Annotated in this window: 23 protein-coding genes and 1 tRNA gene; 2 read left to right on the top strand and 22 right to left on the bottom strand. The window is 41.1% G+C overall.

Going from position 1 to position 24151, the window contains the following annotated elements:
- Nucleotides 1–2: 2 nt before the first annotated feature.
- The 7 genes from IGI94_RS05735 to IGI94_RS05705 form a co-directional block, all read right to left on the bottom strand.
- Nucleotides 3–1202: a CDP-glycerol glycerophosphotransferase family protein gene (locus tag IGI94_RS05735; protein WP_142424438.1), complete on the bottom strand. Its 1200-nt coding sequence runs from the start codon at nt 1200–1202 to the stop codon at nt 3–5.
- Nucleotides 1183–1929 (bottom strand): WecB/TagA/CpsF family glycosyltransferase, encoded by a 747-nt coding sequence (locus IGI94_RS05730; protein WP_177900717.1) that lies wholly within the window; start codon nt 1927–1929, stop codon nt 1183–1185. Before IGI94_RS05730 ends, IGI94_RS05735 begins: the two co-directional genes overlap by 20 nt.
- A complete protein-coding gene (locus tag IGI94_RS05725; RefSeq protein ID WP_081116199.1) occupies nt 1919–3082 on the bottom strand; it encodes a CDP-glycerol glycerophosphotransferase family protein in 1164 nt (387 codons plus the stop codon). Before IGI94_RS05725 ends, IGI94_RS05730 begins: the two co-directional genes overlap by 11 nt.
- A gap of 201 nt (nt 3083–3283) precedes the next feature.
- Entirely contained in the window at nt 3284–4582 is a 1299-nt protein-coding gene (gene asnS, locus IGI94_RS05720) for an asparagine--tRNA ligase (protein WP_005236932.1), read from the bottom strand.
- 43 nt (nt 4583–4625) lie between these two features.
- A complete protein-coding gene (locus tag IGI94_RS05715; protein ID WP_115232551.1) occupies nt 4626–5819 on the bottom strand; it encodes a pyridoxal phosphate-dependent aminotransferase in 1194 nt (397 codons plus the stop codon).
- Nucleotides 5820–5869: 50 nt separating this feature from the next.
- Nucleotides 5870–6370, bottom strand: coding sequence for a cell wall elongation regulator TseB-like domain-containing protein (locus IGI94_RS05710; RefSeq protein WP_005236934.1), 501 nt, complete (start codon nt 6368–6370; stop codon nt 5870–5872).
- Between the two features lie 48 nt (nt 6371–6418).
- Nucleotides 6419–9175 carry a helicase C-terminal domain-containing protein gene (locus tag IGI94_RS05705; RefSeq protein WP_438899528.1) on the bottom strand — a complete coding sequence of 919 codons (2757 nt, stop codon included), beginning with the start codon at nt 9173–9175 and terminating at the stop codon, nt 6419–6421.
- A gap of 212 nt (nt 9176–9387) precedes the next feature.
- On the opposite strand from IGI94_RS05705, the gene IGI94_RS05700 reads away from it, so the two are divergent.
- Entirely contained in the window at nt 9388–10158 is a 771-nt protein-coding gene (locus tag IGI94_RS05700; protein WP_438899527.1) for an SDR family oxidoreductase, read from the top strand.
- A gap of 98 nt (nt 10159–10256) precedes the next feature.
- On the opposite strand, the gene IGI94_RS05695 is transcribed toward IGI94_RS05700, so the two are convergent.
- The 5 genes from IGI94_RS05695 to IGI94_RS05675 form a co-directional block, all read right to left on the bottom strand.
- Complete coding sequence (locus IGI94_RS05695) at nt 10257–10889, bottom strand: YfbR-like 5'-deoxynucleotidase (protein ID WP_008381147.1); 633 nt, start codon at nt 10887–10889, stop codon at nt 10257–10259.
- 106 nt (nt 10890–10995) lie between these two features.
- Entirely contained in the window at nt 10996–11196 is a 201-nt protein-coding gene (locus IGI94_RS05690; RefSeq protein WP_003126918.1) for a cold-shock protein, read from the bottom strand.
- A 279-nt stretch (nt 11197–11475) separates the two neighbouring features.
- Nucleotides 11476–12600 (bottom strand): baeRF6 domain-containing protein, encoded by a 1125-nt coding sequence (locus IGI94_RS05685; protein ID WP_438899526.1) that lies wholly within the window; start codon nt 12598–12600, stop codon nt 11476–11478.
- 83 nt (nt 12601–12683) lie between these two features.
- Complete coding sequence (locus IGI94_RS05680; protein WP_438899525.1) at nt 12684–13403, bottom strand: ThuA domain-containing protein; 720 nt, start codon at nt 13401–13403, stop codon at nt 12684–12686.
- Between the two features lie 95 nt (nt 13404–13498).
- A complete protein-coding gene (locus IGI94_RS05675) occupies nt 13499–14431 on the bottom strand; it encodes a DUF7916 family protein (RefSeq protein ID WP_074536761.1) in 933 nt (310 codons plus the stop codon).
- A 69-nt stretch (nt 14432–14500) separates the two neighbouring features.
- Here IGI94_RS05675 and IGI94_RS05670 point away from each other — a divergent pair.
- Nucleotides 14501–14572, top strand: a tRNA-Arg gene (locus IGI94_RS05670).
- 76 nt (nt 14573–14648) lie between these two features.
- Here IGI94_RS05670 and IGI94_RS05665 read toward each other — a convergent pair.
- The 10 genes from IGI94_RS05665 to IGI94_RS05620 all read right to left on the bottom strand — a co-directional run bounded on the left by IGI94_RS05665 (nt 14649) and on the right by IGI94_RS05620 (nt 24137).
- On the bottom strand, nt 14649–15830 hold the full coding sequence (locus IGI94_RS05665) for a GNAT family N-acetyltransferase (protein ID WP_438899524.1): 1182 nt from the start codon (nt 15828–15830) through the stop codon (nt 14649–14651).
- Between the two features lie 60 nt (nt 15831–15890).
- Nucleotides 15891–16304, bottom strand: a complete 414-nt coding sequence (locus IGI94_RS05660) for a DUF3284 domain-containing protein (RefSeq protein WP_016613180.1) — start codon at nt 16302–16304, stop codon at nt 15891–15893.
- Complete coding sequence (locus tag IGI94_RS05655) at nt 16291–16485, bottom strand: hypothetical protein (RefSeq protein ID WP_005236946.1); 195 nt, start codon at nt 16483–16485, stop codon at nt 16291–16293. The genes IGI94_RS05660 and IGI94_RS05655 overlap by 14 nt, the downstream gene beginning before the upstream one ends.
- 12 nt (nt 16486–16497) lie before the next feature.
- The gene (locus IGI94_RS05650) at nt 16498–16719 is read right to left on the bottom strand and encodes a hypothetical protein (protein ID WP_005236947.1); all 222 of its coding nucleotides are present in this window, start codon (nt 16717–16719) and stop codon (nt 16498–16500) included.
- A gap of 59 nt (nt 16720–16778) precedes the next feature.
- Complete coding sequence (locus IGI94_RS05645; protein ID WP_005236948.1) at nt 16779–18176, bottom strand: PTS sugar transporter subunit IIC; 1398 nt, start codon at nt 18174–18176, stop codon at nt 16779–16781.
- An 81-nt stretch (nt 18177–18257) separates the two neighbouring features.
- On the bottom strand, nt 18258–18575 hold the full coding sequence (locus IGI94_RS05640; RefSeq protein WP_005236949.1) for a PTS lactose/cellobiose transporter subunit IIA: 318 nt from the start codon (nt 18573–18575) through the stop codon (nt 18258–18260).
- 38 nt (nt 18576–18613) lie between these two features.
- A complete protein-coding gene (locus tag IGI94_RS05635; RefSeq protein WP_005229471.1) occupies nt 18614–18931 on the bottom strand; it encodes a PTS sugar transporter subunit IIB in 318 nt (105 codons plus the stop codon).
- Between the two features lie 134 nt (nt 18932–19065).
- Nucleotides 19066–21780 (bottom strand): sigma 54-interacting transcriptional regulator, encoded by a 2715-nt coding sequence (locus IGI94_RS05630; RefSeq protein WP_016613177.1) that lies wholly within the window; start codon nt 21778–21780, stop codon nt 19066–19068.
- A 66-nt stretch (nt 21781–21846) separates the two neighbouring features.
- On the bottom strand, nt 21847–23121 hold the full coding sequence (locus tag IGI94_RS05625) for a DEAD/DEAH box helicase (protein ID WP_086299621.1): 1275 nt from the start codon (nt 23119–23121) through the stop codon (nt 21847–21849).
- A gap of 14 nt (nt 23122–23135) precedes the next feature.
- Nucleotides 23136–24137: a Gfo/Idh/MocA family protein gene (locus IGI94_RS05620; protein WP_438899523.1), complete on the bottom strand. Its 1002-nt coding sequence runs from the start codon at nt 24135–24137 to the stop codon at nt 23136–23138.
- Nucleotides 24138–24151: the final 14 nt, after the last annotated feature.

Raw genomic sequence — 24151 nt, 5'->3', positions numbered from 1 at the left:
TGTTATCCCCTTATATTGCATTCTTTGATCAGTTCAGCTACCTTATTAGCAGCATCACCATTTTCCCAAGAACAAAATTTATTATAGAATTCTAGATATTTCGTATCCGAACATTCTGAATCAATAGTTTGACGACAAAATTTTTCTATAACCTGGTAGAATGACTGTTCATCTAAACAGATAGATCCTGGTACTTCACTATAATCGAAGTAAAATCCTCGGATTCCATTTTCATAATGATTTAAATCATATGGATAGAAAATCAACGGTTTTTTTAATATCAAATAATCGAACATTACAGAAGAATAATCCGTTATGAGACAGTCACTAATTAAATATAACTCATTAATATCCTCATCCGAACATATTTTGATTTGGTCTTCATAGCCATCTATTACAATAGATTCTTTGACTAAATAGTGCGGTCGAATTATCAATGTATCGTCTTTATTCATTCTAGAAGTAAGTTGACTCAATTCAAATGGCATAAAGAACTTGTAGTTTCCTTTTGAAATAAAATAATCGTCCCGCCAGGTCGGTGCATATAATAGAACATGCCCTTTTCTATCTCCAATAATTTTTTTCTTAAGCTGACTAATTGTATTATCATCATCTTTGAAACGTACTAAAACATCATTTCTTGGATAACCAATATCTAAGAAAGTATTTTCAAAACCAAACGCCGTCTTGAAGATATTTTTTGAATACTCATTTGGGGCAATCAAGTAATCCCACCGATTACTTTCTTTGTAGAAGCCAGCTTTGTATTTTTGCGTATCAGTATTTGGCATAACCACGTTATCAATATCTGCTCCTAATTTTTTAAGGGGCGTACCATGCCACGTTTGCAAATAAATTGTCTGCTTATTTTTTTTAAGCCATTCAGATAAACGGGAGTTAAAGATCCAAAAACTAGCCCTTGGCATTAACAAAAGCCATTTAAAGGAAAAACGTGAGATAAAAAACATTTCAGGATATTTTTCTTTCGCTTCTGACAAACTTTCTTTTTTTATACTCCAGTAGAAAGTCCAATCTGCAAAATCAATCGATTGTATCATCTCTTGATAGATCGCTAAAGGATTATCAGAAGGAATTTTCCCGTTAAAACTTTCGAATATAACCATTTGTTTTTTTACTGGAAAAATAGATGCTATAAAATTAAATAGTATTCGATAAAAAAAACTAATTATTCTTTTGATCACTTCTATTCACCAGCTTCCAATAGATACTTTTAACTAAAAAAACAGGCAATTGCGCAATTCTTCCTAATCTGGTCGGATTACTTAACGAGCGATACAACCATTCTAAGTGAAGGTTTATAAAAAAATTAGGGGCTCTTTTTACATGACCACTCAAAACATCAAAGCTCCCACCAACATCTTGAAAAACAGAAGCGTGTATCGCATTCATATTTTGGGCAAGCCACCGTTCTTGTCTGGGGAACCCTAGCGCCACAAAAACAAAATCGGGCTTCACAGCGTTTATTTGATTGACAATTGCCTCATCACCCAGAGTCGTATAACCGTCTATCGCTCCTGCAATTGTTAGGTCGGGATACTGATTATTAATATTTTTTAGTGCATCAGTCAACACTTCAGGTTTTGCGCCATAAAAAAAAGCACTCATTTTATTTTCATTTGCGTAACCTAGCAATCTTACCATTAAATCGTAACCAGTAACTCTTTCTTTTATCTTTCCGCCAGTTAATCTTGAAACAAGTACCACTCCGACGCCATCAGGTATCCGATGGGTACTCTGATTGATAAACGTTACAATATCTGGGTATTTTCTGCTTTCAGTAATAATCTGCGGATTTACACTAATGATAGTCATTTTCTTATCACTATCGATGTAGCGTGCCAAATCATCCACCACTTCTCCATAAGTGATTGGATCAACTAAAACGCCCATTATATTTTCAGATTTCATATTGCTTATCAATCCATTCTAAAAAAGAGTCAATGGCGCGCCCGGAAACATACGTATTCCAAGTTTGGTTAAAATCTGACAAATCCTCATTTCCCATCGTCTCTATACTGGAAAAAAGTTCCTCGGAGGATTTCACAATGGAAGAACCTATATCTTTCTTAAACTCTTCTTGAATTCCGACAATTTCATCGTACAGTTCAAAATCATAACAGAAATAAATGATCTTCCCACGAGGGTTTACTAAAGAATATTCAAAAGGTACTGAAGAATAGTCTGTAATCAAACAATCCGCCATTGCTATTAAATTTTTTAAATCGTAGTCCTTATCATCTTTAATAAAATATTCTGGGTATTGGTTTGCTAATTCTATCATCTTTTTATCATGTGGATGTGGATGAATGAATAATGCCCAATCTTCATTCAATTGATTTGATATAGAATCAAAATCTAAGGGATTATTATCATCGGTATTCTCTCTGTAGGTAGGTAAATAAAGAGCGATTTTCTTGTTCATATCCTCTAGCAACGCGTTTTTTTGATAAGTTATTGTTTCATCATCTAATTGATAGTAATAATCAGTTAATGGATAGCCGAACTTTAGAAAGATCGGATCAATATTATAACTATCCTTGAAAATCGTTGCCATTGTGGGTGAACTTACTACAAAATGAGTAAATTTATTATAAACTTTCTGATAGCGCCGACGATCCGCAGGAGCAGCATTTTTTGCATACTGTGCTTGAAGACCAAACTTTTTAATTGCTCCATTGGCATGCCAAATTTGAACAACATTCGTTTGTTTATCTAATATCATACCACCCAAAAAAGCAAAGTAATTATCACAAATGATCAATTTTGACTTCTTTAGTATCGGTATGATTTTTAAACAAAGGATTGCAAAGGAATCCACAAGATAGCTCTTAAATCCTTGTTTCTCAAATACTGAAACCATTTGTCGCGCATTTCTGGTGTAACAAATTATCAGTCGATCACCATAGGCTTCAGCCAGAGCTTCCAAAACGTAGTTGCTTGTTGAAGGAAAACTGACAAGAAAAATGATTTTATCATTTTTACGCCTTTTCCCTAAGGAACAAAGACGAACTAAAAATAAATATACTTCTTTTGATAATGAAACAAAAAAATTTTTTTTCATAATTACCCTCTATTTTCACATTAGTTCTTATTTTACATGATTATTAGTGAAAAGAAAATAATTGTAACAAAACCGTTATATTACTCTAACTGTTTTTGAGCTTTTCTTTCATTAGCATCAGTCAATGAGCAGTAATCTTATTCATCACATTTAAGAAATCAAAAAAAGTCAGCTTCAAATCAAGCTGACTTTTTATCTTTTTTACGGATAAATCCGATTCAACAACCGTGGAAACGGAATGGATTCTCTTACGTGCTCGATTCCTGATAACCAGGTAACGGTCCGTTCTAGTCCAAGTCCAAAGCCGGTGTGAGGAACTGAGCCGTACTTGCGTAGGTCTAAATACCATGAGTATTCGTTTTCGTCCAAGCCGTGGGCGCGGATTTGCTCTAGGAGGTATTCATGATCGATGGCACGTTCAGATCCACCTATGATCTCGCCATAGCCTTCTGGTGCGATCATATCGGCACAGATCACGACATCTTCTCTCGTTGGATGTGGCTTCATATAGAAAGGTTTGATGGCTTTTGGATAGTTTAAGATAAAGACGGGCTGATCGAATGAATTGGCAATAAAGGTCTCATGTGGTGAGCCAAAGTCATCGCCCCATTGAATATCATCAAAGCCGTTCTTTTGTAATAATTCCACTGCATCATCGTAAGAGATTCGTGGGAATGGTAATTTGGTGTATTTTTTCAAGACTTCACGGTCACGACCTAAGACGTCTAACGCATAGTCACAGTTATCGAGCACATTTTGCACTAAGAATGCCACGTACTGCTCTTGGACTTCTAAACTTTCTTCTTGGTGCATAAAGGCCATTTCTGGTTCAATCATCCAAAATTCAATCAAGTGACGACGTGTCTTTGATTTTTCGGCACGGAAAGTTGGTCCAAAAGAAAAGACTTTGCCAAACGCCATAGCGGCAGCTTCCATGTACAATTGACCGGACTGAGATAGATATGCTTTTTGATCGAAATAGTTGGTTTCAAATAAATCGGTCGTTCCTTCTGGTGCTGATCCGGTTAGGATCGGTGGATCGATTTTGATGAAGCCATTCTTGTTGAAGAATTCATACGTTGCCCGGATGATTTCGTTTCTGATTTGCATGATGGCGTGTTGTTTTGAGGAACGCAACCATAAATGACGATGGTCCATCAAGAAATCTGTTCCGTGTTCTTTAGGTGTGATTGGGTAATCATGGCTTTCCCCAACAACTTCTAAACCAGAAATGCCAATTTCATAGCCAAATTTTGAGCGGCTGTCTTCCCTGATTTCCCCAGTGACCAGTACGGCAGTTTCCTGATTTAAATTTTTCGCTAATTGGAAAACTTCCTCACCTACTTCACTTTTCACAACGATTCCTTGGAAATACGCTGTTCCGTCGCGAAGTTGTAAGAAGGCGATCTTGCCGCTGGAACGTTTGTTAGCAACCCATGCTCCGATTTGAACGGTTTCGCCAACGTGTTTTTTTGCATCTAAAATTTGAATAGATTCCACTTGATTCTCTCCTATCTAATTAATAAAGGCACCATAGAGCATTTTAAGCTTTTTGGCGTTTCTTTTCAACAAAATCATGGATTCGTTTGGTAGCTTCCTCTAACGTGTCCCAATCAGTTGCATAGCTGATCCGTAAATAATCCGGTGTGCCAAAACCAGCACCAGTCACTACTGCCACGTGGGCTTCCATTAGTAAAGCTTCTACGAAGGCATCAATGGTTTGATAGCCGCACATTGTCATGGCTTCTTTGACATTTGGGAACAAGTAAAACGCGCCTTGGGGTTTCGTCACCTGAAAACCAGGAATAGCGGCAATTAGCGGATATAGTTTGTTCAAGCGTTCTTCGAAGGCCTGACGCATCACTTCGATCGATTCTTGATTACCAGTCAGTGCCTCAACTGCAGCGTATTGGCTAGCAGCCGGCGGGTTGCTGGTAGCTTGGGAAGCGATATCGACCATCGCTTTGATGATTTTTGCATCGCCGACAGCAAATCCGATCCGCCACCCAGTCATAGAATAGGTTTTAGAAACGCCGTTGATCACGATGGTTTGTTTGCGGATCTCTTCTGATAGGCTAGCGATTGATGTAAAGGTATTGCCGTTATAAACCAAACGACCATAGATATCATCCGCTATGATCCAAATATTATTTTCCACTGCCCAGTTGCCGATTGCCGTTAATTCTTCTTTTGAGTATATCGCCCCTGTTGGGTTGGCAGGCGAGTTTAAAATGATGGCTTTCGTTTGCTCTGTACGAGCGGCTTCTAATTGAGCAACAGAAACTTTAAAATCTGCTGCTTGCTTAGCTTCAACAAACACAGGTGTCCCTTCTGCTAAACGGACTTGTTCCGCATAACTGACCCAGTAAGGAACTGGAATGAGTACTTCATCCTCTTCATCAAGAAGCGCTTGAAACAACGTATAAAGGGCAAATTTCGCGCCATCTGTCACGATCACTTGGTTTGAATCATAGTCAGCACCATAAAACTCTTTCATATAAGCAAGAATCGCCTGTTTTAGCTCTGGAATCCCAGCAGTTGCTGTATAAAAACTAGCTTTGCCGCTCTCAATCGCTGCAATCGCTGCTTGGCGAATGTTCTTCGGGGTAATAAAGTCGGGCTCACCGACGGTTAGACTTAATACGTCTACACCTTGGTCTGCTAATGCTTTTGCCTTAGCAGATGCCGCTAACGTAGCGGAGGGTTCTAATTTTTCTGCTCTTTTTGAAAGTACCATGTTTATCATCCTTCCTACGATCCAAATTTCTGTCTATCAAAAGCGCCTTTTTATAGTTCAGTGACCGCTTTGATTTCTTCTCCATCTTTGAAACCAATCAAATAATAGTTCAAGCGGCCTTGGTCGTCTTTAGTCATGACTTCCCAAGCGGGCTCGCCTTTAAAAATACCCAATGCTGCTTTTTGGATTTCCTGCCCTTGATGGTTGTCGCGAACGAAGGCCTTGGCCTGTGCTTCCGTCAATCCATCCCCTTGATTAAAAACGGAAACCTTTTCGCCGCTTTTAGGAATGATCACGACGATCTCATTGTTATTCGTATCTTTTCCAACAATGCTAAAAGATGTTTCCTCACGGGTGAACCAATAAAATTGTTCGACCTCTGCTAAATCGGTGTATCTTTCTGCTATTTCGATCGCTTCGTTTCTTGCTTGCCGCATTGGACGAGAAGAACGGAGATAGAAAATAGAAGCGAAGAGAATAACGACCAGTAAAACCGTGATCGCACTCAGCAAAATAATCACTCGCCGATGTTCTTTGTCTTTTGTTTTCACACTTCGTACTCCAATCTTAAATAAAACTCATTATATCAGATGTTCGACTCATTTTTCAAAATCAACCGCCGCTTTTTCCTCTTGCGCAAAAAAATGTTGAATATCTTCGGCAATTTCGGTTGGACTAGCTTCAATCAGAGGTAAGTTTTTAGGTAGACCTTTGACCATCCGTTTGCCATACTTCGTTGATAACAAGCGTCGATCAAGGACGACCATCGCGCCTGTATCCTCTTCAGAACGGATCAAGCGCCCCAACGCTTGGCGTAGCCGTAGAATCGCTTTAGGTAAGGCATCTTCTTTGAAAGAATCGATGCCTTCTGCTTCCAAGAAGGCATGCCGTGCTTGGACCATTGGTTGCTTAGGATTCTCAAAAGGTAAGCGAGTCACCACAGCGATCTTCAAGGCCTGACCTGGTAGGTCGATCCCTTCCCAAAAACTGCTAGTCCCTAATAAGATGCCATTTTCCGCTAATAAAAATTTCTTTAAGATTTTCTCACGGGTTCCGCCAGTTCCTTGAGCAACGATTTCTCTGCCATAATGCAGGGCTTTTTTATTCAATCGATCATAGACATTTTTCAAAGTTTCGTGCGCCGTAAACAACACAAGCGCTGGTTGCGGATTGTCAAACAAAATTGGGACTAACGCTTCGACTAAATAATCCGCGTATTCGGCAGCTGATGCTTGTTGGATCGAGAGTCCTTTTTTAACTACATAGAGTCGAGTTTGTTTGCTGTAGTCATAAAAAGCGGGAATCGTTTTGACTGGCACATCGGTCAAGCCAATCTGATGGGCAAAATATTCTTTATTTCCTGGGATCTTCAATGTCCCCCCAAGATAAATGATGTGCTGATAGCGTTGATACCACGTGCTTTCCACGATCGAATGCCCTTCTAGATCAGCTAATTCAATCACAGCATTTCCTGACTGGGGATGCTTTTTCAACCAATGAACGTAACGAGGATGCCACCAAGTCAACCATGCGGTCACCGTTTGTTCCTGGGTTTCCATTTGACCAAAGAAATCAAACAAACGAGCAATCACGATTCGTTGTCTTGCATACCACCGATCATTGGTCAACTCGAATCGCTGACGCAACTGTTGTTGGATCTCATTGATTTCTTGATAGTAAAGGCTCAATTTCTGATGCAGCTTGTCTTGTTCTAACGTGCCATCATAGAGGTCGTCATGGTGCACGACTTGTAGCTCTGGCGCATCGATCGACAAACTGCGAAAATACTGTTCTTGTGTTTCGACCAAAATCGACAACGCGTTTCGATACAACGAGAACATCCGTTGCAGAAAGTCATCCTCGGTAATGATTTGGGCAATTTCTTCAAATAGCCCTTCTTCATTTAGCTGTAAAAACTGCCGCTTGAAGTGAGCAGAGTCAAAGACATGTTGACTAAAGCCTTCTGCTTGTTGCGGCAACTGTTGGGCTTCATCAATCAATAAGTAATCACTCGTTGGCAACAGTGGCTGCGCTCGCCGATTTTCCTGCATCAAAAAGGCATGGTTGACGATCAAAACATTGCTTTGCGCCATCCGCCGATATAAATGTCGGACAAAATCTTGTTCATAGAAGGGTTGATCTTTGGCTAAAAAAGCAACGCCGCGATGGCGGATGTCGGTAAATAAAGGATGATCAAGTCGAACCAAGTTCAATTCATCGAAATCCCCCGTTTCTGTTTTAGTTAGCCAAACTAAGATCCCCATTTGGTATTGCGCATATTGCTTTTGCTCTATCGGTTGATCAAGGGTCGCTTTAAAACGCTGCAAATCAATGTAATGACGATGACTTTTGACCAAAACTGCTTGCAAAGGTTGCTGCAGTACTTGGTTTACCAAAGGAATGTCTTTGTTGATGATTTGATTTTGCAATAGAATTGAAGAGGTACTAACGATCAACGGATTTTCTGGTGTCACTAAATAGGCGGCTGGAAACAAGTAACCAATGGTTTTCCCCATGCCTGTTTCTGCTTCAATGATCAGATTTTTCTCTGGCTGGGTGTAATGCGTATACACTGCATTCATCAAGCGTGCTTGTTGTTTCCGATAGACTAAGTGCTGGCCAAAGCGCTGTTCTTTTTCCGCTTTAACTTTCGGATACGTTTCTTGAAAATGCGTAGATTCAAAAAGCGGGACGGTCTTTTTCCGCAAGACGATACCGTCGATCACTTCTAAATCTTCTGCCAACTCTGGGCCTTTTTCTTTTAAGATTCCATGGATATAGTCACTCGTTTGCATGCCCATTTGACCACTTAAAAGCGCAATTTGTTTCAGGGTCGTTCGGGGCAGTTCTCGCATGATCGCTTCGATATACAAAAATAAAGCTGCGGTCACTTCTGCATCACTATCAGCTTGATGCGGGTTATCATGACGAAAGCCGATGCTATCTGCCAGATCGCCTAAACGAAAGCTGCTTTCTGTTGGTAGAAACACTTGCGCCAATTCCACCGTATCGATTCCGGGAAGTGATAAAGGCGGTAGCCCGCAACGCACAAATTCATTGCTTAAAAAATGATAATCAAAATAAATATTATGCGCCACAAAAATCGTGTTGCTGAGTAAGTTATAGATCGTATCAGCTACGTCTTCGAAATATGGCGCTTTGCTTACTTGTTGGTTTGTGATGTGTGTCAATCGTTGAATTTGCTTAGAAATTCTGCGGTCAGGGTTGATATCTGCGGCAAAACGATTGATGATCTTGCCATCTTGGACTAAGACACAGCCAAATTGAATAATTCGATCAATCGTCGAATCGGTTCCTGTTGTTTCAAGATCCACCACAGCGTATATGGGTTTCATTGTATTCCTCCTTGCACACTGTCTGCATTATACTACAAAATCAATGGCGATTACATCTGTTTTCCCACTAGATAAGAGGGTTCTCGGGAGGTAAAATTATAAAACCAACCATTGGCGTTTTCTAGCTGAAGAAGTTTGTTGCTGTTCGCTGATCGCTTTTTTCGACAAAAAAAGGGATCTTTTTTATAATTTACTGTAAGGAGGCGAAAAAAATGAATGATTTCAAAAACAAACGAGTGATTGTAACGGGGGCTGCTTCAGGGATTGGAAAAGCGGTGGCAGAACAATTTCTAGCACAGGGCGCACTTGTTGGGTTAATTGATCGCAACGAAGAAGAGCTGCAGGAGTTTCTTGCTGACTATCAAGCACAAGCCCATTATCGAGCTGTTGACGTCACTGAAGCGGATAAGCTGCAAGAAGCAATGAGTGGTCTTGTAGAAGAACTAGGCGGTCTCGATGTACTCCATGTCAATGCCGGCATCAACGGTACCTGGACACCGATCGAAGAGCTGACAGTGGCAGAATGGGATCAGACGATCAACACAAACTTACGTAGTACCTTTATTACCGTCAAAGCAGCCATTCCCTTTATGAAAACGAACGGTGGCAGCATTGTCATTACGAGTTCAGTCAATGGAACCCGCATCTTCAGCAATTTTGGTGCGACTGCTTACAGTACGTCTAAGGCAGGTCAAGTCGCCTTTACAAAAATGGCTGCGCTGGAACTTTCTGGTTATAATATTCGGGTCAATGCCATCTGCCCTGGGGCGATCGCGACGAATATCGATGCCAGCACAGAAATTGAAGAAGAGGTTGCTCGCGTTGAGATCCCCGTCAAATATCCAGAACGTTCTCGACCATTAAAGCAAGAAACAGGCGTGCCAGAACAAGTCGCCAACCTTGTGCTTTTTCTATCTTCAGAGGCTGCCGGCAATATTTCTGGAACGGAAGTCTATATTGATGGAGCGGAATCTTTACTTTAATCCAACAAAAAAACGAAAAATCAAACCTGATCCCCTCACTTGTTTCATTGAAGCCCTTGAGATGAATCATTTCTTGATTTTTCGTTTTTTCGTTTTGGTTATTTTTCCACCAAAGCCGCAATTTCTTCTAGAAAAGCAGTTTTGCCATAAAAATCTGCATTTAGTAACTCTGGAAAAATGGCTTCAAAGAAATAAGTGACACACGGACGATGCTGAAACTCTTTGACGGTTAAAACGGCCTCTCGAAACATTTCTTTGTATACTTTATCTGGGTTGCTTTTTGAGATCTCTTCAAAAGATTCGTACAAAAGATCGATCTTATCCGCAATTGCTAATAGCTGCCCTTCAAGGCTGTTGTCTTTGCCATCCGCTAAGCGTCTGCGATACGTTGCTTGAAAGCTTCCTGGAATTTCTTCTTCGATGAAGGCATCGGTCATTTTTTCTTCAACGGTTGATAACATTGCCCGCAATTCTTTGTTCGCATATTTGACCGGCGTTTTGATATCACCGATGAAACGTTCGGTGTAATCATGATTCAAGGCTTTTTCGTAGAGAATTTGCCAATTGACTTGATTCCCCGCCTTTTCTTCGATATCAGCTAAGGTCTGGGCAATCATCGTTACTCGAAATGAATGAGCAGCGACACTGTGCTCAGTAAACTTAAAAAAACCCGGCGCTCGTTGGATCTTCTCTAAATTAGCCAATCCGAGAATAAATTCATTCAACCCCATAAATGTGCCTCCTTTTTTTAAGAGTATAACAACTCCTTTGTCTGCAAGCAACTATCTCGCGCACAAAAAAAGAGCAGCTAAGCTGCTCTTAAAAGGCATTCACTAATTATGCTTTGTTAACGTTAGTCGCTTGAGGGCCACGTTGTCCGTCTTCGATATCGAAAGTCACTGCTTGACCTTCTTCTAAAGTTTTGAAGCCTTCGCCTTGGATAGCTGAGAAATGAACGAATACATCGTTACCGTTTTCTGCAGTGATGAATCCAAAACCTTTGTCTGAGTTAAACCATTTAACTGTACCTGTTTCCATAATAAAAATCCTCCTTGTGTTTATACACATATTTTGCAATTACTTGTATAAGGTGAAAATGTGGAAGATGTTTAAGATGAAACAAGCTACCATAATTTACCGTAACAAAAACTACACTTTGTATTATAGCACATTATCTTCATTATGACTAATAGAAAATCAAAAAAAATGAAAACGCCTTTATTTTTTTTATAATTTGCAAAAAGACTGCTGCATTAAAGATCTGCAACAGTCTTCTCTTTTTTGGAAACGATTTATTGGCTAACGACGCAACTGCGTTTAGTAGCGCAAAATCGCCGTCAAACTTTTTTCTCCAGGGGCATCTTTTTGTTCCAAGATAGATACCTCACCGCCGTTCTCTAAAACATCGATTGCCATTGTATTTAACACTTGCCGCCGATCGTACTCTGTATCAGGATCTTCTCCAAAACCATCGGCGAGATTTGAGGTAGCCACAAACAGATAGGCGATCCGGCCTTCTTTGGCTGCAGGCACGATATCAACCAATTGGTCAATAAATTTTCGATCCAACAGCTTACCGTATTCCCCAACTTCTTTTTGTGTCAACTCTGCAATCAACTTATGCGTACACGTTTGGATCTCTTTCAAGGATAACGATGCTGGGGAAGAGGAAATACTTGGTTCTGCTTTGAAAAAGTTCGTTTTTGCCACTTTTTTAAACAGCGTTTGATTTTCTGGTAATGCAAACAGATACATTGGTAAATGCTCTTCATTTGAAAAATCATTCTTGAAAAATGCATCAACTGCTTGGTAGTAGTTGACGTGATCGATCTCGACTTCTTCATCTTTGGCACTAAAGCCGTGATAAGCAACGCCTTCTCCCCCTGAGTTAGGGCCACCTTGAGCACTGTAATTAAAGTTACCACCACCAGTGACTTCTTCCCCCAGCGCTTTTTCAATCGTCGTCGGTGCCTCTTCTGGCAACTCGACTTCACGCACTTGATTGTTTTCAACTTGATAGACTTGCATTGAATCGCGATTCAACGCTAAGAGATAAAATGGGTAATTAAATTGTGCATTTTTGATGACAGCTAATACATAAGGGGTTTCCCCTACGTAATATTGATCATCCACACGAATACTTAACCGATGGACCAGTACCTCTTCTGGGGTGATAATCACCGCCACACTTGTTGTACTGTTGCGCCAAAATGATTGATCTGCAAGCAGTTCATCAATTTTCGTTTGAAAAAGATCCCAAGAATGTTCTGGGTATTTCTTTTCAAAGCGGCGCTTCGCATCTTTGGCAAAGTTCTTAAATTTGATTTGATCCTTTTCGACATTCTGGTGGCCGACATGCGTATTGAGCATGATCGTGACAAATGGTCCTTTGATTCCGTCAGATATTACCTGCGATAAAAAACTTTTTCCAAATTTTCCCATTCCACATTACCTCCTGCTTAATCAAATACAAATAAAGTGTACCATGCTTATTTTCTTCCATAAAGTAAAACGATTGCACGATTTTATTTCCTCATTCGTTTTTCTGATGACTCACTATACCGACTATTCTTCAACGGATCTGTCAATGTGTTTCTGGTGGCCCATAGAAAGCCTCGCTTGGTCCAAGTCTGAATGATCGGCTCTTTCAGCTCTTTTAAACTGTGTCCAACAGATTGGAAAAAGACTCTGCCCTTGCCCCATTTTTTGATCCACATCATTGGCAGTATGACTTCTTGGTTAGCTGCATTCGGATGATCTTTAGCGGCAAATGTTGAGGTAGCTAACACAGTGACGGCTGGATCAACCAGACAATAGTATTGCTCCGTCGTCAACTGAGGGATCGATTGCGTATTTGCCGTAATATAGTGATTTGTCGTAAGATCGATGCTATAGGTCGTTTCCAAGCCGCCAGGATGTGCCAAAAAACAGCCGCCAGTCAGAAACAACCAGCCTTTACTGGCTTGAAAAGCCGAAGCAAAGCCGCCATGAACTCCTGCTAATCCTAATCCTTCTGCTACAGCCTGAGTGACATTTTGCAGCGGCTCATCAGGTAATTCTCCACGCGTCCAATTCATGATCAACAGATCCAGCCTTTTTAATTCTTCTTTATGATAGAGAGGTTCAAAATCTGAGGCGAGTGTCACCTGATATCCTTCTGACTCCAGCAACGTTTGGTAAAACTGACTGGTTTCTTTTGGGGCGTGTCCTTCCCATCCTCCGTAAATGATCAATGCTTGTTTCATTTTGTATTTCCTCCTTTCTTTCTAACTTAGCGAAAAAAAGCAAAAAGCGAAGCAGAACGATTCTTCGTTTTCCTTCGCTAGTAATTTTTTCTGATTTAACGATTAATTGAACGCCCGACACGATTGATCGTATGGCGCATGCCTCTAATTGCAACCGATGTTTCGAAAATATTTTCGGTCGGTGCCATGCCGCCATAGCCGGCATCACCGATATGCTGCAGATCGACCCCACAGGTTTTGTTGATAATGGCTAATTGACGCAACGTTTCTGGACGTGCGCTTTCTTGACTCGTTCCGATCGCTGACATCGTCAATAAGTCATATTGTTTGGCAATTTGAACAGCTTCAATCAGATCCTTTTCTAGAAAGCCTTGAATCGATCCAACGGAAGGCAGTAACAAAATATCTGCCCCAGCTTCAGCGTAAGAAATGATGGCTTCTCGATCAACCACAGGTTCATCTGAGCCGGCACTGTGCATTTTTCCAGCGATGATCAACCCAGAGAAATGTTCTTTTGCCAATTTTACTGCTTTAGCGATTTCTCGGTTGGTCACACCTGTTCCAGGATTGCCTGTAAAGCAGAGAAAGTCCACCCCGAGTTCTTGGGCTTTTTTGATGGTGTCAACCGAACTTGTTCGGCCTTGACTGATGCTGATCTTTTCACTCATCATCTCCGTCGTAGCTGGGATCGGCTCAAGATTGATGCCGACAGGTCGTCCAATCAGTTGTTTTAGTTGAGGAATCGGGTTTTCAATCGGTTGTGTAGGATCAAGCAGCTGCTCCAATGTGATACCAGGCATCCCAAAAATAGCTGGACGATAACAATCAAAGCCATTCAACAAAATCAAGTCAGCCCCAAAAGCTGCCGCGACTTCTGCGTTGGTGATATCGCCAGCTTGCGGCATGGTTTGAACCACCGTTTCACAGACGATCACTCGTCCTTCGCTCGCTTTAATGGATTGCTTTAATTCTTGCGCCGACATTTCTTTGATTTCACTATAGTTTGCACTTATCAATCGTTTGACCATGTTTTTCTTCCTTTCTTTTCCTTCTCATCTTGCGAGAAACACGAATAACAGGTAAAATATAGCTATTGTGTTCCCTTAGTTAAATGGATATAACAAGTCCCTCCTAAGGATTAGTTGCTGGTTCGATTCCGGCAGGGAACGTTTTTTGAAGAAAAAGATTCCTTATTTTTAAGGAATCTTTTTTTGTTGGAAAGTAAATACCTCTGCCTCGATTTGCTTAGAAATAATCTTCCAGAATCGGCTTTCCGTCTGGTAAGTTTTCCTGAATCATCATTGCAGCTTCCTTCTCCGTTTCCATTTGCTGGAAAAAGACCAGAGAATCGAGGGATTGTGCCTGCATGAACAGCTGCACAAAACGCTGAATCGACAAGGTTGCTTTTGGCAGCTTGGTGGCCGTCGTTTTCGTGACCTGATGCTGAGCGTTTTCGATTGTCACTTCATAACACCCATTATTCCATGGGGCATATTCATCCCCTTGAATTTCTATGGCAAAACGACCAGCTTTTTTCATCGTAAATGGATAACTTTTTAGAAACCCTTCCACATCGATGACGCGCGCCATCATGTCCGGGCGCACTTGGTAGTGAGACAATGGTTTGGCCGCGTTTGCTTGTAGGACTTCCCCATCAAACCCTGGTCGATAGTTAATCTGTGCTACTGAATCTGCATGGGAGACGATAAACCGATTAAATCCTTGGTAAGCATTCGCAGTCAAATAGCCCCACTCTTGAATATCGAAACGTCCTCCCTCGATAAAGTAAATCAAGTAGCCTTCAGGGACCCCTGCTTCATTGCGATAAATCGCAAACGTATACGGTCGGCGCAAAACAAACTTGATTTCTTCCCACCAGGGTTGGCGAATCAGTCCGCCCTTTTGATGGCGCGGCAATTGATGATAAATCTCGTGAATGATCGGCTGTGCTTCCTCCCAATTCATGCGTTGAATCGTTCCATTCACTTTCTTGCCATCGGGCCATTGATGCGCATCGACTTCATAAACCGTCCGTTCAAAAGTATACTCATACCCATATCTGCGATAAAACGCAAAGGAGAAAGGTGCCAGATAGGAAAGAACGATTTTTTGTTCATAGCAGTCCTTAATGATTTGTTTCATGATCCGATCGATCCGACCTTGGCTGCGATACTCTGGATACGAAGCCACAAAACCGATCCCTGCCATCGGATAACTCGTTCCATGAAAGTTCACATCAAAAATCGTTGCCATGATTTGGCTCGCCAATTTTCCATTCCCATCGTAGGAACCATAATTCCAAGAATTTTCCGCAAGCTTGCGATAGCGCTTGATATTTGTTTCATTCAATTCCCACTGAAAGGCATAAGAAACCAAGTCCAGTACTTCTTGCGAACCAAATTCGGTCATTTTTTTGACATCTGTCATTCCTTCATCTCCTCTACTTGAAAACACGCAAGAAACGCAAAAAAGGCGTCAGTCGACCCCTTAATATGCTTCTTCCATCATACTCAACATTTTTTTAAATTGCTTGCGTTTGAAATATCCTAGAATCGTACCTAAGAGCATGTCATTTAATTGCTGAATCATGCCTTCAGAAGTCATTTTTTCTTCATAATGCAAGTTGCAGTGCGACTCGTCTATCGCTTCGATCTGATAGTGTACACGGAAGGTATTTTTTTTCGTCGCCGTTTGGAACGCATAGGCTTGATTCTTCTTGACCGTTTCGATTGTTATGGTGGCATTACTATCTTTATAAAACTGTTTAAGATAGCTGTATCCTTCTAATTGCTCTTCAGTAAGTGTTTGATCTGTCGCTTGTTTAATATCATGTAAAACGGAATCGATGATCGTCTTATATAAAAAGTCAGCGGGTACATTCATTTTTTTAGTGATTTCCATCTTGCGCCTCCTTGTCTTTCTTGTTGCGTTTGTGTCCAATTGAAGCCATGATTCCTCCAATAGCCATTAGAATGACTGACGTGATGAGATTCACCCAGTGGTATTCACCTGACTGCGCGTTAGCGCTGTATATAAATAACATACTACCGATACTTATAAAAAACAATCCATTTTTAAACATGATATCACCTCACTATTGACTAACGACGTTAAAGTATAGCACTCGACCCCAATCAGTATTTTTGATTGCGTCTTTGGCAAGTTTCGCTGCTTTTTCTTTGTCTTCTGCCGTTGTTTCAAAAATCAACTGAATCCCTTTTTTTTCTTTAAAGGTATACTTGATCTCACCTTCTGTCAAAGACTCAAGTAATGCTTTGATGTTGTCTTGTTGCATCGCGGAATTTACAATAATCATTTTTTCTCCTCCTAAAAAAGATAGCTAGATGGGTGAAGCCACCCATCTAGTTTATTTGATTAGTTCTCTTGGTCTGCTGGATTGATTTTGTTGGCAGCAATAATAAATGGTGCCCAGATCAATAAAGCTACAGCCAAATTAATAATTGTCAAGATGATCGCACGCCAGTCTCCACCGGTAGCTAAGAAGCCGCTTAGGATCGTTGGCATTACCCAAATCACATTTACCACAACTGGTGCAACTAACCCTAAAGTTGTTGCAAAGTAAGCAATCGTTGCTGTAACTAACGGTGCAACAATAAATGGAATGATAAACAATGGGTTTAACACGATTGGTAGACCAAACATTACTGGTTCATTGATATTGAACAACCCAGGTCCAATCCCTAGTTTACCAACTGTCTTATAGTCGGCACGTTTAGAGAATAGCAAAATTGCGATCAAGAGCATTAAAGTCACACCTGCTCCACCAGGCCAAACAAATGCTTCGAATGAACCTGCTACCCATTTATAAGGAACAGCTTCCCCTAATTGATAAGCATTAGTATTTTCAACCATTGCCACACCGTAGATCGATTGTAGAACAGGTCCCATGATATTTGTTCCATGTAATCCAAAGAACCACAAGACATGGACCAGTAAAACAATGATAAATACGGCAAAGTACCCTTGAGAGAGACCCAATAATGGTTTTTGGATCGATTCGGAGATCCAGTCAATTATCGGCATACCGACAAAGCGTTCAAATAAATAGTAAATCAAACCTGAAGCATATAGTCCGGCAATCCCAGGGATAATCGCTGCAAAGGCACGGGAAACTGCTGGTGGCACTGAATCTGGCATTTTGATAATAATATTTTTTTGCATCAATTTTGCAAAGATAATAACTGAAACGAAACCAAAGATGATTGCCGTGAACAATCCAGAGCCACCCATATAGGCGCTAAATGGGAAGTAGCCCCAGCCTGCAGCGCTGATCGTTGAACCATCTGCTGCAAATCCTGATGTAGCACTTGTACTGTTGATCATGTCTACCACGTTTGCTGGTAGTGCTTCTTCTAACGCTAAAGAAAGAGAAGCAGATTGTGGAATACCCATAATAAATGCTGCTAAAGAGACCAACGCACCTGATAGTGCATCAACATTGTAAGCCTTCGCTAAATTATAACCGAATGAAGCTGAGAAGATAACCGCCATAATTGCTAAGGTACCTGTCCAAACTAAACCATTGACTGCGATCACTGGCGTGAAAAATTTCGTGATTGCATTGTCCGCACCAAGATAAGTGTTTGGAAAATCACGCATGAAGGCGTTCAATAATACTGCAATTGCCCCAGCCATCGTTGCTGGCATCATTCCGATAAAAGCATCCCGCAAGGCAACCAAATGCTTTTGCGCACCAATCTTAGCTGCAACCGGGAGAATGTGTCTCTCCATCCAACTTGTTAATCCATCCATTCTTAATTCCTCCTATAAGTTCTATTCGTCAAAGAAGATTTTTTGATTCATCGACAATAACTACTTCTATCCGTTCAAAGATTATTCGTTATTTAGACGTCGATAGACATCAATGATTTCTTTCGCTAAATCGGTAAATGCGATTGATGTCATTAGGTGATCTTGTGAATGCACGGTCAACAATGTCACGGTCATATGATTGCCTTGCGCTTCTTGTGTCAACAATCCTGTTTGCGAATGATGCGCTTCCACAAGAGATGCTTCAGCATCTTTGATTTTTTGGTCAGCTAATTCGAAGTTCCCTTCTTTTGCTGCCGCGATTGCTTCCATTGCGTCACTTTTTGCATTACCACCATACATGATCAATCCCATAATGGCTTCCAAATTTTGCTCATCCATCTTTAAAAATCCTCCTTACACTTCGATCCTAAAAAATCTTAGTTCATTAATGTTTCTGCTTGTTGCAATACTTTTTCGCCGTTCATCATGCCATAGTCTGCCATGTTGATCACGTCCAAAGGAATGCCTTTTGGTGCTAATTTTTGTTCAAATTGTGATTTCATGAAACGTACTTGTGGTCCTAACAATAGAACATCGACTGGTTTTGACTCCAAATGTTGGTCGGCTTCTGAAGCTGAAACAGCAAAGATATCTGCTTCCATTCCTTTAGCTTCGGCTGCTTTTTGCATTTTTGTCACCAATAGACTGGTACTCATTCCTGCTGAACAAACCAGCATAATCGTTTTTTTCGCCATCGCGCATCTGCTCCTTTCTGTTGTAAGTTACACTTTACTATAAAGCAAAAAGCGTGCCAAAAAAAAATAAGTTCAGACCTTTATTTATCAATGGTCTGAACCAATTTCTCGTTTACACACTCGCAGTTTTTTCATTACACACTAAAATTGTGTGCGGATTCATCATAATTTTTGATTTTGTTTTCTAAAAACATTTGGGTTAAATAGGCGATCTCATCTTCAGAAAATTTGATTTGATAATTTTTTTCAATTTGTAATAAATGGGTTCGTAAAACATCCATTTCAATTCGGTACCGTTTTTGGAAAGTAGCTAAGTTGACGAAAGTACGGGAAGGCTCCTTCTTCAATAAACTTTCTACCAAAAAGGCTAAATGAATGACTAATCCTGCATCGACGGTTGGTTCTACAATCACATGCAATTGATTTTGAATCTGATGAACGATTCGTTGCAGACTTTCGATCAGATGATAGACGGACCCAACATGAGTTATCGTATTTTCCAATGAACGCACGATCTTTTCGATCGGCACTTCATCTGAAGCGATTCGTTTTAGCACATTCAAGCGATTGTCATCAAAAACATCATAGGCGGAGAAAAACGGAATGTTTTGATAATCGATCTCGACGGTGCCGGCAATAGCTTTGATCTCATATTCTTCTAGCAAGCCGTCAATATGTTTTTTGAAGGTTTCTTTTTCAATAAATTGCATTTGGATGATCTCGACTTTTGATTGATCGACGACGGGATAAATTCGTTGATAAAGTTTGGCAGCGACACCTTCCCCAGTAAAGCAAGTAACGATGACTGCCTTTTTATTTCCTTTTGCTTCACGAACCGTACGGAACTGTTCTTGTACGATGGTTTCAAAAGAACGCTGAATGTTTTGGTAGATATCTTCTAAACTGCGCCCACTCTCTGCCATCCGCAAAGCTTCTAAAACAATCATCGTGCTGACCATCGAAATAGCTTTCGTACGAATCCCCGTCTCTTCGGAAATCAAATTCGCAAATGAATTGAGGGAGCCCATATCGGTTAAAAGCAATAAGCCATTGCTCATCTTCTCTTTGTTTTCATTGATATAATTCAACAGCTGGTCATACATTTGCCCGACTTCCATATCCAAAGACATATTCATTGCCTTGCCATGGTCGGTCTCCAGCAGCTCTTGGGCTGTCTCCAGCATACTGCTGGCAGTTGCCTTGCCATGCATCAAGACAATGATCTCGATTTTTTCAAGGGGCAATGGCGAAGGCTGTTTGACTTGAATCGCTAAAAACATACTGATAAAGCCGATTTCATCAAATGGGATCTCGACATGACGTTCCTCTTCAATGATCGTCGATAAATCCATTGCCACTTGAAATTCGGATTTTAAGTTTTTTCTAATCGTGTTCAAATCCGGATGAACGATCATATGTCCCTCTTTAACACGTTCCAGCGTACTTTGCAAATGCAACGCAAAGGCAAAACGGGCTTTTTCACTATAAGTTCGATCTAACCTCTGACCTGCCAAGTCATAAAGAACATTGGTCAGTTTCCAAATGTCTTCTGGAATCAACTCTTTATGAACAGGGTTTTGGATCAATTCTTCGACATATTTTTCAAAGTAGGCATCCACATCCTTAGAGATCAAGTTTTCTAAATCAACATTGGCTACACCGGTTTCAATCAGTGTGCTGACTTTTTCTTCGATCTCATTGTACACCTGCATATTCCGTTGCGGATCACGAGACCAGACAACATCTGGGTCGCCGGGTTCGAAACTCAGAAAGTCGCCTTTGCCATCTAAAAACCGATCCAAGCGTTCTGACATTTCTTTGATCTTCAACAGCCCTTTTTGAACTTGCAGTGAGCAATCGCCTTTTCGAATCAGGAGGTGTTTTTTCCCATAGGTCCGATAATGTAAGAATGCCTTCGCACAGACGAGTTTCAGGTCTCGCTTGATTTGACCGATGTTGCCTTCTGCATCATAGAGCATAAAGGCCAATATCGCATCTCGCTCGACATCGATCCGCTGATTTAGACGGGTCGCCTCTTGCTTGATAAACAAGGAAATGATTTCATACCGTTCATCTAGCGAACGACTTTCCACATTTGGCAAAGTAATAGCCATGGGAATTCGCCGATTGAAGGTCGTCAAAAAGGTTTCTGATGATTCAGTGGTGGCACCAATGATCTGCACGGCGGCTTCATGAACTTGGTTGCTTTCCCCTAATGGGCGGTAGATCCCTTTGTCAATGAAGGTAAAGAGCATTTCTTGGCCTTCTGGCGGCAGTCGATGGATCTCATCCAAGAACAATATGCCGCCATCGGCTTTTGCCATAAGTCCTGGACTATCTTCTGCAGCACCTGTGTAGGCCCCTTTTTTGATGCCAAAGATGTGACCAAACAACAACTGCGGATTTTGTGCATAATCCGCACAATTAAACGATACGAAAGGAGCATCTTTTTCTAACATATTTGATTCAACCGCAAAGTGATACATACATTCGGCAAATAAGGATTTACCGGTACCTGTCTCTCCAAAAATAATGGTATGGAGTCCTCTAGGCGGATATAAAATTGCTGCTTTGGCTTGCTGGATACTTACTTTTAAAGAAGCTTGAACCCCAACAAGACTTTCAAAACTCACTTCAGAGGAAACATCCACATGCACCGTTTCTTCTAATGGCTCATAAACGACCGGACGGCCGGAACGTTTGCCGATTTTCTTTTCTTTATAAAGCTCACTGAGATAACGGCTTGCATTGCTGCGATCGATTTGTAAGATTTTAGCGACGTCAACTGCGGTCAACCCTTGCTTATGCAGTTCGATCGTTTGAAAAATCTCTTCTTTTCGCGAATTCATTCGATAGCCTCCTCATTTTTTTACACACTAATAATAAACAACGTTAATGGTAACACAAAAAGACGCTCAATGGCGTCTTTTTCCTTTGTCTTTTTGCTTTTTCGTCTTTTTCTTGGTCTTTTTAACAGGAGTGTGTAATTTTTCAGATGTTTTCTTGGAAATTTTCTGCACACTTACTATTTTCGTTTCTTTCTTGCTTTCCTTTTCGATAACAGGTGCTTCTGTGTGTAATTGTCCCCCATGCAGATAGACTTCCTTGAGTTCTATGGACAATTGATTCGCGATTTTTTTCAAATCCTTCAACGAATGGTCTTGAACGATCGTGACGACGGTTCCTTCTTTGCCCATTCGTCCAACACGTCCTGCCCGGTGCAGATAGGATTCTTTTTCTAACGGGACTTCCGTATTGATGACATAAGGCAAATCCACCACATCTAAGCCGCGAGAGGCGACATCGGTCGTCAATAATTCTACTAGTTTTCCTTGACGGAAGCTCTCCAGTGCGCCTTTTCGGGCAAGTTTGTTTTGGTCAGATGCTAATGATGCCACCGGCAAGCCGTGAAACAGCAGTTTTTCTTCTGCATTTCCCATTGCGCTTAATTCATTGAAGAAAACCAAGGCTTGAAAGCTTGGTAAATGAGCAAAGCGCCTTAAAGCATCCACGATTCGTCGTTGCGGATAATTCAAATAGTAGTGATGGATCACGCCTTTGCTCTGATCTTCTTGGGTAACATCAATGATCAGCGGCTCTTTTGTCACCAATGGTCGAATCTCATCAATCACTTCGTTAGCGGTTGCTGAAAAGAAACTACGCTGGATTTGTTTTGGCAATGTTTGATTGATCTTGGCAGCCAGTGTGAAGGCCCCTTCTTTCAATAATTGGTCAACCTCATCTAATACCAACGATTGCAACTGCTGGGTCTTGATTTTTTTTGCTTTGATCAATTCTAACACTCGGCCTGGGGTGCCAATCAAGACCTCGGGCTTGTCTTTCAGTCTTTCCACTTGGCGTTTTGTACTTGCGCCACCAATTAGCGGCAGAACGGTCAAACCAATGGCTTGGGCCCATTCCCGGGCCACTTCTGTGACTTGCATCGCTAATTCTTGTGAAGAAGTCAAAATCAGCAACTGATTACCTTGCTTTGCCTCGACTTTTGTTAACAGTGGCAAGAGGTACGCCAAAGTTTTACCAGAACCGGTCGGTGAGACTCCAATGACAGACTCACCATCTTTTAAAGGGCCAAAGGTTTTCTCTTGTATCAAGGACGGTGCGTGATACCCTGCCGCCTGCCATTTTTCCTGCCAGATGTCTGGCAATTGTGTCAATTCAAATACTGTCATAAATGTTCCATTCCTTATTTTTTATCTGCATCAAAAATGATGCCTGCTTGTTTACGCATAAGAGCGATGGTTTCATTGACACTGCGAGCAAGTTCCACCCATTCCTCATACCGTTGTCCTTGTTGGGGATCATTTTTGTTTTCGATGATGTCTGCAAAGTCTTGTGCTTCTTCGATCATCGGGTTTTCTAAAGCACTTACTGCTAATGCCTGGGTTTGTTTTGTTTTTCGCTCATAAAATGCGGCTTCTTCGATGGCATTGACGGCATTTAGGTCTAATGTACCGTCTTCAAAATAGATTTCTGAACGCAACTCTGAATCAGCGATTTTTCCTGTTTGGATTGTGACATCAAAGTCAGCATAGCGCAACACTGCAGTCCCGATACCATCTACACCAGTCGGTAATTTACGGGCAAAATAATGAACATCTTGCGGTTTGCCAAACCAAGCGATCGCCGCATAAATCGGATAGACGCCCAAATCTGCTAAGGCACCGCCAGAAAAATGTGGAGAAAAAATATTTGGTTCCTCCCCAGCTAGTACAGCGTCATAACGAGACGAATATTTCATATAAGAAAAGTTCGCCCCAAGAATGGCACCGCGTGTCGGTAAGAATTCGGCTACAGTAGAAAAACTTGCTTCATGGATGTTGCGAGCTGCTTCAAAGAATAATACCTGTTGCTGATTTGCCAATTCGATGATCTCCGCCATTTCCTCAGGCGTTGAAAAGGCTGGCTTCTCCACAATGACATTTTTTCCTGCTAAAATACCTTGCTTGGCTTGTTCAAAGTGCAAACTATTCGGAGACGCGATGTAGACCGTGTCCATATGAGCTAAGCCAAAAAAAGTGTCCAGATCGGTCGCATACTCGATATCCCCATATTTTTCTCCAAAACGTTGTGCCGTTGCTAACTTTCTTGAGTATACGGCAACCAATTGATAGCGTTTGGTTTCGTGGGCTGCTTGTACAAATTGATCGGTGATCCAATTTGTGCCGATAATCCCTAAATGAATCATGTTTTTTCCTTCTT

It is taken from the genome of Enterococcus sp. AZ149 (assembly GCF_051714285.1).
In the GTDB taxonomy this organism is placed as follows: domain Bacteria; phylum Bacillota; class Bacilli; order Lactobacillales; family Enterococcaceae; genus Enterococcus_D; species Enterococcus_D entomosocium.
This window is presented reverse-complemented; position numbering and strand designations above follow the sequence as displayed.

What these genes read in the sequence shown, in the direction of transcription:
- IGI94_RS05625 (WP_086299621.1), bottom strand. Translation starts at nt 23,121, where the DNA reads ATGACAGTATTTGAATTGACACAATTGCCAGACATCTGGCAGGAAAAA.
- IGI94_RS05730 (WP_177900717.1), bottom strand. Translation starts at nt 1,929, where the DNA reads ATGAAATCTGAAAATATAATGGGCGTTTTAGTTGATCCAATCACTTAT.
- IGI94_RS05675 (WP_074536761.1), bottom strand. Translation starts at nt 14,431, where the DNA reads ATGGTCAAACGATTGATAAGTGCAAACTATAGTGAAATCAAAGAAATG.
- IGI94_RS05655 (WP_005236946.1), bottom strand. Translation starts at nt 16,485, where the DNA reads ATGTTTAAAAATGGATTGTTTTTTATAAGTATCGGTAGTATGTTATTT.
- IGI94_RS05620 (WP_438899523.1), bottom strand. Translation starts at nt 24,137, where the DNA reads ATGATTCATTTAGGGATTATCGGCACAAATTGGATCACCGATCAATTT.
- IGI94_RS05715 (WP_115232551.1), bottom strand. Translation starts at nt 5,819, where the DNA reads ATGGTACTTTCAAAAAGAGCAGAAAAATTAGAACCCTCCGCTACGTTA.
- IGI94_RS05690 (WP_003126918.1), bottom strand. Translation starts at nt 11,196, where the DNA reads ATGGAAACAGGTACAGTTAAATGGTTTAACTCAGACAAAGGTTTTGGA.
- IGI94_RS05705 (WP_438899528.1), bottom strand. Translation starts at nt 9,175, where the DNA reads ATGAAACCCATATACGCTGTGGTGGATCTTGAAACAACAGGAACCGAT.
- IGI94_RS05660 (WP_016613180.1), bottom strand. Translation starts at nt 16,304, where the DNA reads ATGGAAATCACTAAAAAAATGAATGTACCCGCTGACTTTTTATATAAG.
- IGI94_RS05635 (WP_005229471.1), bottom strand. Translation starts at nt 18,931, where the DNA reads ATGGCGAAAAAAACGATTATGCTGGTTTGTTCAGCAGGAATGAGTACC.
- IGI94_RS05695 (WP_008381147.1), bottom strand. Translation starts at nt 10,889, where the DNA reads ATGGGGTTGAATGAATTTATTCTCGGATTGGCTAATTTAGAGAAGATC.
- IGI94_RS05680 (WP_438899525.1), bottom strand. Translation starts at nt 13,403, where the DNA reads ATGAAACAAGCATTGATCATTTACGGAGGATGGGAAGGACACGCCCCA.
- IGI94_RS05665 (WP_438899524.1), bottom strand. Translation starts at nt 15,830, where the DNA reads ATGACAGATGTCAAAAAAATGACCGAATTTGGTTCGCAAGAAGTACTG.
- IGI94_RS05640 (WP_005236949.1), bottom strand. Translation starts at nt 18,575, where the DNA reads ATGGATGAGCAAAATTTGGAAGCCATTATGGGATTGATCATGTATGGT.
- IGI94_RS05645 (WP_005236948.1), bottom strand. Translation starts at nt 18,176, where the DNA reads ATGGATGGATTAACAAGTTGGATGGAGAGACACATTCTCCCGGTTGCA.
- IGI94_RS05700 (WP_438899527.1), top strand. Translation starts at nt 9,388, where the DNA reads ATGAATGATTTCAAAAACAAACGAGTGATTGTAACGGGGGCTGCTTCA.
- IGI94_RS05725 (WP_081116199.1), bottom strand. Translation starts at nt 3,082, where the DNA reads ATGAAAAAAAATTTTTTTGTTTCATTATCAAAAGAAGTATATTTATTT.
- IGI94_RS05650 (WP_005236947.1), bottom strand. Translation starts at nt 16,719, where the DNA reads ATGATTATTGTAAATTCCGCGATGCAACAAGACAACATCAAAGCATTA.
- IGI94_RS05630 (WP_016613177.1), bottom strand. Translation starts at nt 21,780, where the DNA reads ATGAATTCGCGAAAAGAAGAGATTTTTCAAACGATCGAACTGCATAAG.
- IGI94_RS05685 (WP_438899526.1), bottom strand. Translation starts at nt 12,600, where the DNA reads ATGGGAAAATTTGGAAAAAGTTTTTTATCGCAGGTAATATCTGACGGA.